This is a genomic window from Bordetella muralis, assembly GCF_965139205.1.
Classification (GTDB): domain Bacteria; phylum Pseudomonadota; class Gammaproteobacteria; order Burkholderiales; family Burkholderiaceae_B; genus Bordetella_A; species Bordetella_A muralis.
Genome location: NZ_CBCSIU010000001.1, coordinates 614818 through 628358, shown reverse-complemented (window position 1 = coordinate 628358; position 13541 = coordinate 614818). Strand labels below are relative to the sequence as shown.

The window sequence follows — 13541 nt, the reverse complement described above, 5'->3', positions numbered from 1 at the left end:
CAATGGCCGGTTTCGTGCCAGGATCACCAATTTCCCCCTGGGAAAGGCCGCTGGCCTGAGGCTCTTGCGGCGCTGATTCTTATCGTGGGGCTGATTCTAGGAGCCTGTCAGCTTTCTCGACAATTAGAATATTTGCCATGGCATTTGCTTTTTTAGCAAAGCTCTCGGGAGAATGCAGTCGTTAGTGACCCTGTGATCCCGACCCTTGAACAGAGGTTAAGCAGTCATGCATGGCATCGCATTGAAGTACTTTGTGGAAGTCGCCCAGGCCGGCAGTCTGAGTGGCGCCTCCAAGCAATTGCACGTGGCGGTATCGGCCATCAGCCGCCAAATCGCCAGCTTGGAGGAAGAGGTTGGTTCGCCGTTATTCGACCGGGCGCCTCGTGGCATGGTCTTGAGCGAGGCCGGCCGGCTGTTGCTGGCCCATGCACGCCGCACGCAACTCGAGGCGGACGAAGTGCTGCGGCAGATCGCTGGGCTGCAAAGCGCGCCGCATGACGAAATTCGGGTCGGGGCATCAGAGGGGCCTGCGCAAGGGTTTCTACCTGTCGCAATGGTCGATTTTCGAAAGCAATATCCGCGCACGCGCTTCGCGTTGCATGTTTTGACCCCGCCTGAGGCGATGCGCGCCATTGGCAACGGTGATATCGACGTTTCGGTGTCTTTCAACGTCGAGCCTGCCCAGGGGGTGAAAGTGCTGCATTCGTGGCGTGCGCCCGTTTACGCCGTCATGGCTGCGAGCCATCCATTGGCGGGCCGCAGCCAGTTGGATCTGGAGGAGGTGTTGGCCTATCCCTTGGCGTTGACTGACGACAAAAGCACCGCCCGGCGCCTATTGAACCGGACATGTGCTCTAGAGGCCGTGCCATTGCACGCAGCCCTGGTATCGAACTACTCACCGGCACTGCATGGTTTCGTGCGGCATTCCAACGCCGTGATGTTTGCTGGATATATCTCTGTGGCGTGGCGATTGGTTCAGGACGGCCTGGTTGCACTCCCGGTCGTCAGTGCCGAGCTGCAATCGCGTAATTTGCAGATCCAGACCATGGAGGGCCGTTTGCTGCCGATCGGGGTGACGCGTTTCATTGAGCACCTGAAGGCGCGTATCGATGCTCTGGAGTCGACGCTGGAGGGGGCATCGGGACGCTGACGCGGCGGTGCTGCCCCCAGGGCATTTCGTCTCGGGGACTCCCGGCGAAAAATGCCCCACGCTGCGCTTGCGGCTTGTTCCCTCCCGAGGGGGCGTTGTATCTTGGGGACGGCCCAGCGACAAAAAACCCCTCAAAACTGGATCTGAATCCCATTTTGAGGGGTGGATGCACGATTGCTCGCGCACTCGGTCGCGTCATGCAACCAACTCAGGCTTACTTGCCCTTTGCCGAATGCACCGACATGGCCAGCGTGTACTGATCGCGGCGGCCTTCATAGCTCAGGCCTTTGCGGAATGCCCAGATGCTGCTTTCAAAGTGCAGCGGGATCAGCGGCAGCGTGTCCAGTGCGATTTGCGTGGATTGCTGCAGCAGTTGCTTGCGCTTTTCCGGGTCGATGGTGACGATAGCCTGCTCATAGACCTTGTCGAAATCGGGATTCGAATAGCCACCGTAGTTGCTGGTGCCCAGGCTGCGGTTCGAGTCCAGCGACGCAACCCACAATTGGAACAGCGCCGAGGCCTCGCCCGTTTCCGCCGGCCAGCCGCCCATCGCAAAACTGAACTCACGCTTGGCGCGTTTGGGGAAATAAATCGAAGCCGTCATTGCATCGACATGGACCTTGATTCCGATGCGCGACAGGTACTGGGCCACGGCTTGCGTGACCTGAGCATCATTCACATAACGGTTGTTCGTGGATGACAGTGTCAGTTCAAAACCATTCGGGTAGCCGGCTTCCGCCAGGAGCTTCTTGGCGCCTTCCGGGTCGTACTTGATTTCGGGGGCTTTGGGCAGGGCGCCAAACATGCCATCAGGCATGAATTGGTACGCCGGGGTGGCCAGCCCGTCCATGATGCGCTGATTGATGGTCTTGCGGTCGATCGCCATATTGATCGCCTGGCGCACGCGCAGATCTTGCAGCGGGTTCTTGCCATCGGCGCTCTTGACGAAGGGGCTCGGGTTGCGGCCGACATCCGGTTGGAAAAACACCAGGCGCGTCGATGGGGTAGCGATAAAGCCAAAATTGCTGTTGTCTTTCAAACGGGGCAGATCTCGTGCCGCCGGGTTTTCGATGACATCGAAATCACCCGAGAGCAAACCGGTCAGGCGTGGACCGGCGTTCGGCACGGGCACGAACTTCACCGTCTTCCATTCGGGCTTCGTGCCCCAATAGTTTTCGTTGCGTTCCAGCTCGATCCCGGTGCCTTTGACGTACGACTTCAAGGTGTACGGCCCGGTGCCAATGGCGTCTTTGCCATTATTGAAATCTGCCACCGTCGGCCACGGACCGGTCACGCCGCAGCCTTCCTTCGGCGCGAATTTCAGCGGGCCGTGTTCTACGATGCCGTTCCAGATGATCGGCAGTTGCCGGGCCAATTCGGCCGGCATCAGGGGAAAGGGCTCCGCCGTCTTCAGAATGACGGTGTGCTCGTCGGGCGTCTGTACGTCCGTCAGCAGCTTGGTGACCGTCATGTACGACTGCGAGATGTTGGTCTCGTTATTGAGCGTGCGGCAGACTGAGAAAAGCACGTCTTGCGATGTAAACGGCTGGCCATTCGAGAACTTCACGCCTTCGCGCAGCTTCAGTTCCCAGGTCAGGTCGTCCAGGTTCTTCCACGACGTCGCCAGGCCAGGGATGAGCTCCATGTCGGCATTGCGATTGATCAGCGAGTCATAGACGTGCGCGGCGAACGCATCGTTCTGGGTCTGCTTATGATAGTGAGGATCGGCAGAGGTGGGCTCGGACGACAAGGCGATCGTCAGGGACTGGGCCAGGACAGTCGGCGCGACAGCAAGGCTGGCGCTCGCGGCCAGCAAGGCCAGGGAAGTACGCAATTTCATTGGGGCTCCGAATCGGCAAATGACTGCGCCACGATCAGCAGGGGGCCGAAAGTCGTAATCAATCATTGCAAGGGGGCGATTATCGGAAGCGATTTCGTGCGTTGTCAATGCGCACAGTCCGCTATTGCCGGACCGGATTTCCGCGCTCGCGACCCAAAAGCCCCGTGCTGCGCCTTTGGTGCTGTCCGCCGAGGGGAGTCTTGTTTTGGGCGCCCCGGCAACAAAATATAAAGGCGCCGCGCCCCGCTTCGGGGTGCGGCGCCTTGGAGCGCATCGTGTGATACCGCGGAGATTGCCGGGCTGCTACCGGGCTGCCTCAGTGCAAAGAACAGTGTTCAGCGGACTGCATCGCCACATCATCATGGCACGCGTGCGAAAGTCTTTGCGAGGCAACGGGCAAAGCCAGCGGATATCACGGCAAACGAGCAAAACCTTGCCGCCGGCCTCCTTTCAGAGGTGGGCGGCAAGTTGCCCGCGGATTACCACTGCGAGCCGGTGTAGTGGGCGCTGGCGGCACGGGCGCGGTTCATGGCGTCGTGGACTTCAGCGACGTAGTCGGCAAAGGCGCCGGCAGCGCGGGCGATCGCAGCACCAGCTTGCTTGAGCAGGGCTTGCGGTTGGATGTTCTGTTGGCTTTCCATTGCGCCACGGAGCAGGTCGCGCTCGAGGGCATCGGTCAGGCGGGCATTTTGGTTCAGGGTCAGTTCAGTCATGGTATTTCTCCAGTCCGTTTCGTCATGGGGTAAACCATTATAGGGATAACCCTAAGTGCAATGCAACATAAACCTGTGGATAAGTTGTAACTCCCTCTAACCGTGGTGGTTTCGCAACTGCCGGGCTGCGTCTGCCAGTTCTCCCGCTGTCAGTCCTATGGGGCCGAGCCCGCCGGAGACCAGTGCGTCGGCCGCGGCCCCATGCAGCCAGACCGCGCCCGGGATTGCCTGATCCAACATGATGCCCTGCGCAATCAGGCTGCCCATCATGCCCGCCAGGACGTCTCCCGTCCCTGCCGTTGCCAAGCCTGGATTACCGCTGCGATTGATCCAGCACCGGCCGTCCGGCCGGCAAACAAGCGTGCCGGCCCCTTTGAGGACGACCCACGCTTGATGCCGTTGCGCCAAGGCCCGAGCCGCATGCTGACGATTTGCTTGAATTTCCCGGCTGGTGCAATTCAGCAGCCGGGCGGCCTCGGCGGGGTGGGGAGTCAAGATCACCGTGCCGGGGCCCCACGGAGGTAATAACCCTCCTGCCAGGAGATTGAGCCCGTCGGCGTCCAACACCAGGGGAGTATTGCTGCGCAGCGCGAACAACCTGTTGAGGGTGTTCAACGCCTGGGTACCTGTTCCGAGGCCGCAGCCGGCTACCCAGGCGTCCACCGGAAGACCGGCCTGGAAGAGCGAGGCTGCATCGCGCAGCATCAACTCCGGCTGCAGCAAATCGCACGGGATCGGGCAATCTGCTTGAGCAAATCCGATCAATACCTTGCCAGCTCCGGTTTTCAGTGCCGAGCGTCCGGCCAGTAACGCCGCCCCCACCATACCCGGGCCGCCCCCGATGATCGCCACCGTGCCAAATGTGCCTTTGTGAGCGTCGGTAGGGCGCGCCGCAAACAAGGAGGGCAAATCCTCGGGGCGGATCGGCGTAGGCTCCCCCTCGGCCGCAGGCAGAGGGGACGCAAGCGGAGAGATATTGGTCTGGTGGTCGGGCATGGTCAGGCGGCATCCGCTAGGTTGAACTCCCGCTTGCTGCCCGAAAGCAGCGGCAGGCGACTATCCACTATAGTGCCCGGAAAGCATTCACATCGCACGGAGGAGACCATGTCCGATACATCGCTTGCGCATTACGCGCGTTACCAATCCCTGAAACTGCGCCGCCATCCGCAGGGTGTCCTGGAAATCATCATGGGCGCCCGAGGCGGCGTGCCGGGGAAGCTGTCGACGGCCGATGAGCACCTGCATCGAGAGTTGGCCGATATCTGGCGCGACGTGGATACGGATCCGGACACCCGGGTCGTGGTGCTACGCGGCGAAGGAAAGGGCTTTTCTGGCGGCGGGGATCTGGAATTGGTCGAGCAGATGGCCGACGATTTTCAGGTGCGGTCCCGCGTCTGGCGCGAGGCGCGCGATCTGGTCTACAACGTGATCAACTGCAACAAGCCCATCGTATCTGCCATGCACGGCGCGGCCGTGGGCGCGGGCTTGGTCGCAGGGCTGCTGGCCGATATTTCCATCGCCGCTCGTGACGCCCGCATCATTGACGGACACACCCGGCTCGGGGTGGCCGCCGGCGATCATGCCGCCATCGTCTGGCCGCTGCTATGCGGCATGGCCAAGTCCAAATACTATTTATTATTGTGCGAAACCGTCAGCGGCGAGGAGGCCGAACGCATCGGTCTTGTCTCGCTCTGTGTGGACGAGGCAGAGCTTATCGCCAAGGCTTTCGAGGTCGCAGGCAAATTGGCCAATGGCTCCCAAACCGCCATCCGCTGGACCAAATATGCGCTGAACAACTGGCTGCGCATGGCGGGGCCCAGTTTCGACGCCTCGCTGGCATTGGAATTCATGGGCTTTGCCGGGCCAGACGTTCGTGAGGGAATACAGTCCTTGCGCGAGCGCCGCCCGCCGAATTTCAGCCCGGACGCGCCGTTCTGAGCGGCGCAGGCAGGGACGCAACCAAGGCGCGCCGATCAGCGTTTATTCAAAAAGCGCGCGAAAGCATCTTGCGCCTCTTGGGTCTTCAGGCGTGCCCGAAACTGCGTCGCTTCAAATTCCAGCGCTTCCAGAATGGCCGCGCGATCGGCGCGCTTGAGCATGCTCTTGGTCAGGCGCAGCGCTTCGCGCGGTTGCTCAGCCAGCGCCGCCGCGACTTGTTTTGCCGCGGCCAATGCCTCGCCCGGCTCGGTGACCGCGGTGGCCAACCCGGCATCCTGCGCCTCGTCGGCGCTGAATGCTTTGCCCTGCAGCAGCCATTGCGCGGCCTTGCGCGCGCCAGCCAGGCGCGGCAGCAACAGACTGGAAGCGCCCTCTGGGCACAGGCCGAGCGCGACAAAAGGAATCCGCAGGGTGGCATTGCGGGCCACATAGACAAAATCGCAATGTTGCAGCAGCGTCACGCCGATCCCGATGGCATAACCCTCCACCGCCGCGATGACCGGCACATCCGTGGCGATCAGGGCTCGCAGAAAAGTCATCCCGGCACTATCGCCTTCGGGGCGGTCTGCCTGAAAATCATGCAAATCATTGCCGGCGGTGAAATGTTCGCCCGTCCCCGACAGGATGACGGCGGACAGACTCGGATCCTCGGAGGCTTGACGCAATTGCGCCGCCAACGCGTGGTAAGTCGCGATATCCAGCGCATTCCGGCGCTCCGGCCGGTTGATCGTCAGTTGCAGCACAGCGCCGTCGCGTTGGACAATCAGACTTTCTGGCATGGTGTCCGTCCTCCGTTACTCAACCAGCCAAGGTCTTGCCCGCCAAACGGCGCTGACTTTGCTGGTATTCCTGTCGCAGCGTGGCTACGATCTCGGCCGCTGGACGCACGCTCTCGATGCCGCCCACTCCTTGCCCCGCGCCCCAAATATCTTTCCAAGGCTTGACCCGCGTCGTTCCAAAATTGGACGCGCCGGCATCGGGGGTGGGCAGGTTGGCAGGATCCAATCCTGCTGCCGCAATACTGGCCTTCAGATAGTTGCCGGGTATGCCGGTAAAGAACGGCGTATACAAAATATCCGAAGCACTGGCATCCACAATGGCCTGTTTATACGCCTCCGAGGCGTTGGCCTCCGCGCTCGCGATAAATCGCGTCCCCATATAGGCAAAATCAGCCCCCATTGCCAGCGCGCCCAATATTCCTGCACCCGAGGTGATCGCGCCTGACAAAATAACCGGGCCGTCATAAATACGCCGCACCTCGGACAACAGGGCAAACGGGCTGAGCGTGCCTGCATGGCCGCCTGCTCCCGCGCACACCAGAATCAGGCCGTCGACCCCGGCCTCCAGCGCTTTCTCGGCATGGCGCAGCGTCGTCACATCATGGAAAACCTTTCCTCCCCATGCATGAATCCCCGCGACCAGATCTCCGGGCGCACGCAGGCTGGTGATGATAAAGGGCACGCGATGTTTGCCGCAGCTCTGCAGATCGTGTTCCAACCTGTCGTTGGACTGATGAATGATCTGATTCACCGCAAACGGCGCAACCACCGCCGATGGATTGGCCTGGCGATGATCGGCCAGCCCGGCCTGCACTTCGGACAGCCAGTCATCCAACAGGGTCTGGGGGCGGGCGTTCAGTGCGGGAAAGGATCCCATCACGCCGCTCGTGCACTGCGCCACCACCAATTTGGGATTCGACACAATAAACATGGGCGAGCAGATGACCGGCAACGTCATCTGCGCATAGAGCTGATTGACCAGAGAATTGGGCTGGGCTTCGTCGCGTGCGTTCATGAGGATGAAACGTAGTAGTTGAAAGAGGGTAGAACACCTGCCTATAATTACCTACCGGCTGTCCGGTAATTAATTGTCTTTCATTTAACGGCATGCGCCGCAGGCCTGTCAATGCAGGTTTATCGGTGTAGCCGGCCGTGTCAAATTCAGGTCGTCATGTCCACTAGCCCGCTTGCCGCAAAACGCCCCCGTGCGGGCCGGCCGCCCACGATAGCCGCTCCTCGGGAACGCATTCTGGAAGAGGCCGCTCGGCTATTCGCCCGTTGCGGCTACGAAAGCAGCTCGATTGCCGATCTGGCCGCCGCTATCGGCGTGTCCAAGGCGGCCATTTATCACTACTACACCACCAAGCAAGACATCTACGACGCCATCATTCTGGATGTACTGGCCGGCCTGACTGCCACCGTGTCGCAGGCAGTTTCCCAGGCCACGGCAGCGCCGGAGCGTCTGCGCCAGTTCATGGTGGCTCACGCCCGTTATTTTGAAAACCATCACGCCCAGTTTGTCACCATGCTGATTGGCTATTCCGGTATGGCCATCACTGAGCGCGAGGATGCTGCGCGCCTGCGCGATGGGTACGAACGGCTGCTGCGCCAGATCATCTCCGATGGCATAGCCCGTGGCGAATTCCGTTCTTTAGACGTCGCTGCGACCGGCCGTGCCGTGCTCTCCATGCTGAATTGGATGGCGCGCTGGTATCAGCCCGGCGGTGCGCAGACTGCCGAGGCGATCGTCGCCGGCTATTTCGATTTGTTGAGTGGGGGGCTGAATGCGTAACGAACGCCGCCCTCGTGCCCAGCAGACGACTTTTTCTTCCTTATTCCTTTTGCATTAACAGACCTCATCATGGCTCTTGATACTGAAACCCTGAACTTGTTGCTGGACGCGGTCCGCCGCTTTGTGACCGATCGGCTCGTCCCCGCCGAAGACGCGTTGGCGCATAGTGGCGAGATACCCGACGATATCGTCGCGGAGATGCGCGATCTGGGTTTGTTTGGCTTGTCCATCGCTCCCGAATATGGCGGCCTGGGTCTGACCATGGAAGAAGAAGTCCGCGTCGTATTCGAGCTCGGCCAGACGTCGCCCGCTTTTCGCTCACTGGCCGGCACCAATATCGGTATCGGCTCACAATCTATCGTCCTGGCCGGTACCGACGAGCAGCGCAGCCATTACTTGCCCAAGCTGGCCAGCGGCGAATTGATCGGCTCTTTTGCGCTGACCGAACCCGATGCAGGCTCTGACGCGATATCGTTGCGCACGACTGCCGTGCGCGATGGCGATTACTACATCTTGAATGGCACCAAGCGCTTCATTACCAATGCCCCCATCGCCGGTCTGTTTTCCGTGATGGCCCGCACTGCGCCCGAGCGCAAGGCCTCATCTATCTCTTGCTTTCTGGTGGATGCCGGCACCCCGGGCGTGACCTTGGGCAAGCCCGACAAAAAAATGGGCCAGGCCGGCGCGTTGACCTGCGATGTGATCTTCGATAATTGCCGTGTTCCTGCCTCGACCTTGTTGGGAGGCGAGGAGGGCAATGGTTTCCGCACCGCGATGCGTGTGCTCGATAAAGGCCGCCTGCATATATCAGCGCTGTGCGTCGGTATCGCCGAACGTTTGATCCGCGATGCCGTCCAATATGCGACGCAGCGCAAGCAGTTCGGCCAGCCCATTTCCGAGTTCCAACTCATCCAGGCCATGATTGCCGACAGTCAGGCCGAGCTGTACGCCGCACGCTGCATGGTCTTGGACGCCGCACGCAAGCGCGACCGCGGCGAGAACACCACGCTGGAGGCCGCATGCTGCAAGCTCTACGTCACCGAAATGGTCGGCCGCGTGGCTGACCGCGCGGTACAGATCCACGGCGGCGCGGGTTATATCTCCGAATACGCCGTCGAACGTTTCTATCGTGACGTGCGTCTGTTCCGTATTTTTGAAGGCACATCGCAAATCCAGCAGTTGGTCATTGCGCGCGAAACGATCAAGGCATACTCGTAATGCGATGGCGCGATGCATGCGCTAGCGCGCTGTGTGTCTATATGCAGCATCAGACACGCTGCGCATCTGACAGCAGCTAAGCGTGCCCCATGCATCCGTACTGGACTGCGCTTCATGTGCGAAATACGCACAAGAACGTTCGCAAAACAGAATACGCCTGGACCGCGGCAGGGGCTAATATCCAAAGGCTTTACCCTCCGACCGCTTGATCACGCAGCTACTGCATTTACCTATCGCTCACATGTCACAACGACCCGCTCCCCTGACCGGCATTCGCGTTCTGGATCTGACCCGCGTTCTGGCCGGCCCCTGGTGCACTCAGAATCTCGCCGATCTGGGCGCCGAAGTCATCAAAATCGAACGTCCGGGCTCGGGTGACGATACCCGTGCCTGGGGCCCTCCTTATCTGAAAGACGCAGACGGTGCGGACACCACCGAGGCCGCCTACTACCTGAGCGCCAATCGCAACAAGTATTCGGTGGCGCTGGATATCGCCTCGCCGCGCGGCGCCGAACTCGTGCGCCAACTGGCTCGCCAGAGCGACATCCTGGTCGAAAACTTCAAGGTCGGCGGCCTGCGTAAGTATGGTCTGGACTACGAGACCCTGAAAGCTGAGAATCCCGCGTTGATCTACTGCTCGATTACCGGCTTTGGCCAGACCGGCCCCTACGCCAGCCGCCCGGGCTATGACTTCATGATTCAGGGCATGGGCGGCTTGATGAGCATCACCGGTGAGCGCGATGATCTGCCCGGCGGCGGTCCGCAGAAAGCCGGTGTCGCCGTTGCCGATTTAATGACCGGCATGTATTCCACCGTCGGCATTCTGGCTGCTTTGCATGAGCGTAGCCGCAGTGGCTTGGGCCAGCACATCGACATGGCACTGCTGGATTGCCAAGTCGCCATGATGGCTAATCAAAACCTGAACTTCATGACCTCGGGCAAGGCCCCGCAACGTGCCGGCAACGCGCATCAGAACCTGGTGCCTTATCAGGTCTTCGCCGCGGCCGATGGCCATTTGATTGTGGCGGTGGGCAACGATAGCCAGTTCCGCAACTATTGCCGCGTCATTGGCACCCCCGAGTTGGCCGAGGATCCGCGCTTTGCCACCAATCCGCAGCGCGTGAAAAATCGCGAAGCTCTGGTGCCGTTGCTCAGCGAGCGTATGGCAACAGGCAAACGCGACCATTGGCTGGCCGAGCTGGAGTCCGCCGGCGTTCCTGCAGGTCCGATCAACACCCTGGATCAGGTGTACGAGGATCCTCATGTGCAAGCCCGCCAAATGCGGCGCGAGTTGCCCCATCCCACGGCTGGCGTGGCCCCTATTGCCGCCAGCCCGTTGAAATTTTCGGATAGCCCGGTGCAATACCGTCGCCCCGCCCCCTTGCTGGGTGAGCACACTGAGCAAGTGCTGTCAGAGCGGCTGGGCCTGTCCGAAGCAGAAATCCAGGCACTGAAAACATAGGAGTAGACACGATGACAACTGATATTCAAACCATCGCCGTGGTTGGCGCGGGCGCCATGGGCCGAGGTATTGCGCAAATCGCTGCGCAGGCAGGCGTGCTAGTTCGTCTGTACGACACGAGCGCAGATGCCGTGGCCGCCGCGCGTGAGTCCCTGCGTCAGTTGTGGGACAAGCTCGTGCAAAAGGGCAAGCTCAGTCCCGAGCAGGCCGAAGCGGCATTGGCGCGCGTCGTGGCCGCCGCCAGCTTGCAAGATCTGGCAGACACGCAACTCGTCATCGAGGCCATCGTCGAGCGCTTGGATATCAAGCGTGATCTGTTCTCTCAACTCGAAGCCATCGTCAGCGCAGACTGCATCCTGGCCTCCAATACTTCGTCGTTGTCGATCACTGCGATTGCCGCGGCGTGCAAGCATCCCGAACGCGTAGCAGGCTTTCATTTCTTCAACCCCGTCGCATTGATGAAGGTCGTCGAAGTCATCGACGGCCTGCGCAGCGATCCGGCTGCGGGCGATGCCCTGGCCGCCTTGGCGCGCCGCATGGGCCATACGCCTGTGCGTGCCAAAGACATGCCCGGCTTTATCGTCAACCATGCAGGCCGCGGGATGAACATCGAGGGTTTGCGCGTCGCACAGGAAAACGTCGCGTCCTTTGCGCAGATCGACGCCATCATGCGCGAACAGGCGGGCTTCCGGATGGGGCCCTTTGAGCTGATGGATCTCACTGCCCTGGACGTCTCGCATCCGGTGATGGAATCCATCTATCGCCAGTTCTTTGATGAGCCGCGCTTCCGGCCGTCGCCCATTACCACCGTGCGATTGGCAGGCGGCCTTATCGGCCGCAAAGCCGGCGAAGGCTTTTACGCCTATCCAGACGGTCAAAAGCAAGTTCCTGCCGAGCCACCCGTGCCGGCGGCCCAGGCGGGTCTGCAAGTCTGGATCAGCCCCGAGCATTCCGAGGGGTACGCACGCGCCCGTGCCTTGTTGCAAAGCCTGAACGCCAATATCGTCGAATCCGCCGAGCCACCCGCTCAGGCTCTGATCATCGTGACGCCGTTCGGCGAAGACGTCTCCACCAGCGTTTACCAACAGCAATTGGACTCGACCCGTACCGTAGGCCTGGACACGCTGCATCCCTTGGAAAGCGGCAAACGCCGTACGCTGATGCTTTCGCCAGCCACCCAGGCGAATTGGCGTGATGCTGCGCATGCCTTGCTGGCCGGCGATGGGGCGCCCGTCAGCGTCATTCAAGACTCCCCGGGATTCGTCGCGCAACGCATCGTGGCCGCTATTGTGAACGTGGCTGCCGAGATTGCCCAACAAGGCATTGCGACACCGGCCGATATCGATCGTGCCGTGACGTTGGGTCTGGGTTATCCGGCCGGCCCGCTTGCCATGGGCGATGCCTTGGGCGGCGAGCGCATTCTGGAAATCCTGCGTAGCCTGCAGCGCGTCACGGGCGACATGCGGTACCGTCCCAGCCTGTGGCTGCAGCGCCGCGTGCAATTAGGGTTGCCGTTGCTCGCCGAAGCAACCGCCTAACTCACTGTGTCACTGCGAAGCGAGGCATCTCTACGAGGCGCCTCGCTGTCTCGTCCCGAACCGGCTGACTCTCGATGGCATGAGAGCGAGCGTGCCAGCCTTCGATGCTGCTTATTTGCTTCTATTTAGCAGCATTCACCATGTATTCGACCGCGGCGCGGATATCGTCTTCAGAGGCATTTGCCGCTCCGCCCTTTGGAGGCATGGCGCCCTTGCCCTGCATGGCGACCTTTACCATCGCGTCGACGCCTGTCTTGATATAAGGCTCCCAGGCCGCTTTGTCGCCGAACTTGGGTGCACCAGCGATCCCAGCGCTATGACAGGCGAAACAGGTGCTTTTATAGAGCTTTTCCCCTGCCGGATTGACGGCGGCTTGTGCCTGCTGAGGGGCAGGCGCGGCAGCAGCGGCGGGCGCCGGGGGCGGGGCAGAGGTATTACTGGCCGCAGGGGCCGGGCTCGGTGCAGCTGCGGCAGGAGCAGCCGGAGCTGCAGCTGCGGGCGCAGCAGGCTGCGAGCCTGCTGCCGATGTACCCGCTTGCTCAGGCGCCGCCGGCTCGTCAAGCGAGGCGCCGGATTGGTTTGCCATGTACACCACGGCGCGAGCCACTTCGTAATCGCTTAACGCAGGGTTGCCGCCTTTTGCGGGCATGGCGCCTTTGCCATGCAGCGCGACGTTCAGCATGCTGTCGTAGCCGCTCTGGATAAAAGGCGCCCAGGCCGCTTTATCCCCGAGTTTTGGCGCGCCAGCTACACCCGCGGTGTGACAGGCCGTACAGACAGCTTGAAAGACCTGCTCTCCGGTTTTGAAAACCTTGGGCGCATTGGCGTCGACCAGCTCGAAACCTGATACCGGGGCAATGCGCTTATTAATGGACTCTGTAGTTAATGTGTCAGAGCCCGCACCCACCTTAGTGCCCGATGTGACCATATTCACGAGCAAAATAATGATGAGGATGGGGAGGACAAAAGCCAGCACGACCGTGACGATCAGCTGTTTGGGGGTCTTGATGGGCGAGGCGTGTTCTTCGTTGTGTTCCTGCTCGTTGCTCATAACCTATATCCTGCAAATCGGGTACCGGGGCGCCTAATGGCGGCAACAGACGACGAATCA

Annotated in this window: 12 protein-coding genes; 6 read left to right on the top strand and 6 right to left on the bottom strand. The window is 60.9% G+C overall.

Annotated features, from left to right (window positions below; translation table 11 throughout):
- The first annotated feature begins 226 nt into the window (after positions 1–226).
- Positions 227–1150, top strand: a complete 924-nt coding sequence (locus ACNA0I_RS02890) for a LysR family transcriptional regulator (RefSeq protein WP_415804547.1) — start codon at positions 227–229, stop codon at positions 1148–1150.
- Between the two features lie 214 nt (positions 1151–1364).
- Here ACNA0I_RS02890 and ACNA0I_RS02885 read toward each other — a convergent pair whose 3' ends face one another.
- The 3 genes from ACNA0I_RS02885 to ACNA0I_RS02875 form a co-directional block, all read right to left on the bottom strand.
- Positions 1365–2990 (bottom strand): ABC transporter substrate-binding protein, encoded by a 1626-nt coding sequence (locus tag ACNA0I_RS02885; protein ID WP_415804546.1) that lies wholly within the window; start codon positions 2988–2990, stop codon positions 1365–1367.
- A 479-nt stretch (positions 2991–3469) separates the two neighbouring features.
- The gene (locus tag ACNA0I_RS02880; protein ID WP_415804545.1) at positions 3470–3703 is read right to left on the bottom strand and encodes a hypothetical protein; all 234 of its coding nucleotides are present in this window, start codon (positions 3701–3703) and stop codon (positions 3470–3472) included.
- A gap of 96 nt (positions 3704–3799) precedes the next feature.
- The gene (locus ACNA0I_RS02875) at positions 3800–4699 is read right to left on the bottom strand and encodes an NAD(P)H-hydrate dehydratase (protein WP_415804544.1); all 900 of its coding nucleotides are present in this window, start codon (positions 4697–4699) and stop codon (positions 3800–3802) included.
- Positions 4700–4807: 108 nt separating this feature from the next.
- Between ACNA0I_RS02875 and ACNA0I_RS02870 the strand changes: the two genes are divergently transcribed.
- Positions 4808–5641, top strand: a complete 834-nt coding sequence (locus ACNA0I_RS02870) for an enoyl-CoA hydratase/isomerase family protein (protein WP_094823678.1) — start codon at positions 4808–4810, stop codon at positions 5639–5641.
- A gap of 35 nt (positions 5642–5676) precedes the next feature.
- Here ACNA0I_RS02870 and ACNA0I_RS02865 read toward each other — a convergent pair whose 3' ends face one another.
- Both ACNA0I_RS02865 and ACNA0I_RS02860 read right to left on the bottom strand, forming a co-directional pair.
- Positions 5677–6420: an enoyl-CoA hydratase-related protein gene (locus ACNA0I_RS02865; RefSeq protein ID WP_415804543.1), complete on the bottom strand. Its 744-nt coding sequence runs from the start codon at positions 6418–6420 to the stop codon at positions 5677–5679.
- Between the two features lie 19 nt (positions 6421–6439).
- Positions 6440–7435 (bottom strand): NAD(P)H-dependent flavin oxidoreductase, encoded by a 996-nt coding sequence (locus ACNA0I_RS02860; RefSeq protein WP_415804542.1) that lies wholly within the window; start codon positions 7433–7435, stop codon positions 6440–6442.
- Positions 7436–7591: 156 nt separating this feature from the next.
- Here ACNA0I_RS02860 and ACNA0I_RS02855 point away from each other — a divergent pair, with 156 nt between their 5' ends.
- The 4 genes from ACNA0I_RS02855 (at position 7592) to ACNA0I_RS02840 (ending at position 12430) form a co-directional block, all read left to right on the top strand.
- Positions 7592–8212: a TetR/AcrR family transcriptional regulator gene (locus ACNA0I_RS02855; RefSeq protein ID WP_415804541.1), complete on the top strand. Its 621-nt coding sequence runs from the start codon at positions 7592–7594 to the stop codon at positions 8210–8212.
- A gap of 69 nt (positions 8213–8281) precedes the next feature.
- Positions 8282–9430 (top strand): acyl-CoA dehydrogenase family protein, encoded by a 1149-nt coding sequence (locus tag ACNA0I_RS02850; protein ID WP_415804540.1) that lies wholly within the window; start codon positions 8282–8284, stop codon positions 9428–9430.
- A gap of 241 nt (positions 9431–9671) precedes the next feature.
- Positions 9672–10892: a CaiB/BaiF CoA transferase family protein gene (locus ACNA0I_RS02845; RefSeq protein ID WP_415804539.1), complete on the top strand. Its 1221-nt coding sequence runs from the start codon at positions 9672–9674 to the stop codon at positions 10890–10892.
- Between the two features lie 11 nt (positions 10893–10903).
- Positions 10904–12430 (top strand): 3-hydroxyacyl-CoA dehydrogenase, encoded by a 1527-nt coding sequence (locus ACNA0I_RS02840; protein ID WP_415804538.1) that lies wholly within the window; start codon positions 10904–10906, stop codon positions 12428–12430.
- 121 nt (positions 12431–12551) lie between these two features.
- On the opposite strand, the gene ACNA0I_RS02835 is transcribed toward ACNA0I_RS02840, so the two are convergent.
- The gene (locus tag ACNA0I_RS02835; protein WP_415804537.1) at positions 12552–13481 is read right to left on the bottom strand and encodes a c-type cytochrome; all 930 of its coding nucleotides are present in this window, start codon (positions 13479–13481) and stop codon (positions 12552–12554) included.
- Positions 13482–13541 lie beyond the last annotated feature (60 nt).

Coding starts and splice junctions, on each gene's coding strand:
- ACNA0I_RS02890 (WP_415804547.1), top strand. CDS start 227: ATGCATGGCATCGCATTGAAGTACTTTGTGGAAGTCGCCCAGGCCGGC.
- ACNA0I_RS02885 (WP_415804546.1), bottom strand. CDS start 2,990: ATGAAATTGCGTACTTCCCTGGCCTTGCTGGCCGCGAGCGCCAGCCTT.
- ACNA0I_RS02880 (WP_415804545.1), bottom strand. CDS start 3,703: ATGACTGAACTGACCCTGAACCAAAATGCCCGCCTGACCGATGCCCTC.
- ACNA0I_RS02875 (WP_415804544.1), bottom strand. CDS start 4,699: ATGCCCGACCACCAGACCAATATCTCTCCGCTTGCGTCCCCTCTGCCT.
- ACNA0I_RS02870 (WP_094823678.1), top strand. CDS start 4,808: ATGTCCGATACATCGCTTGCGCATTACGCGCGTTACCAATCCCTGAAA.
- ACNA0I_RS02865 (WP_415804543.1), bottom strand. CDS start 6,420: ATGCCAGAAAGTCTGATTGTCCAACGCGACGGCGCTGTGCTGCAACTG.
- ACNA0I_RS02860 (WP_415804542.1), bottom strand. CDS start 7,435: ATGAACGCACGCGACGAAGCCCAGCCCAATTCTCTGGTCAATCAGCTC.
- ACNA0I_RS02855 (WP_415804541.1), top strand. CDS start 7,592: ATGTCCACTAGCCCGCTTGCCGCAAAACGCCCCCGTGCGGGCCGGCCG.
- ACNA0I_RS02850 (WP_415804540.1), top strand. CDS start 8,282: ATGGCTCTTGATACTGAAACCCTGAACTTGTTGCTGGACGCGGTCCGC.
- ACNA0I_RS02845 (WP_415804539.1), top strand. CDS start 9,672: ATGTCACAACGACCCGCTCCCCTGACCGGCATTCGCGTTCTGGATCTG.
- ACNA0I_RS02840 (WP_415804538.1), top strand. CDS start 10,904: ATGACAACTGATATTCAAACCATCGCCGTGGTTGGCGCGGGCGCCATG.
- ACNA0I_RS02835 (WP_415804537.1), bottom strand. CDS start 13,481: ATGAGCAACGAGCAGGAACACAACGAAGAACACGCCTCGCCCATCAAG.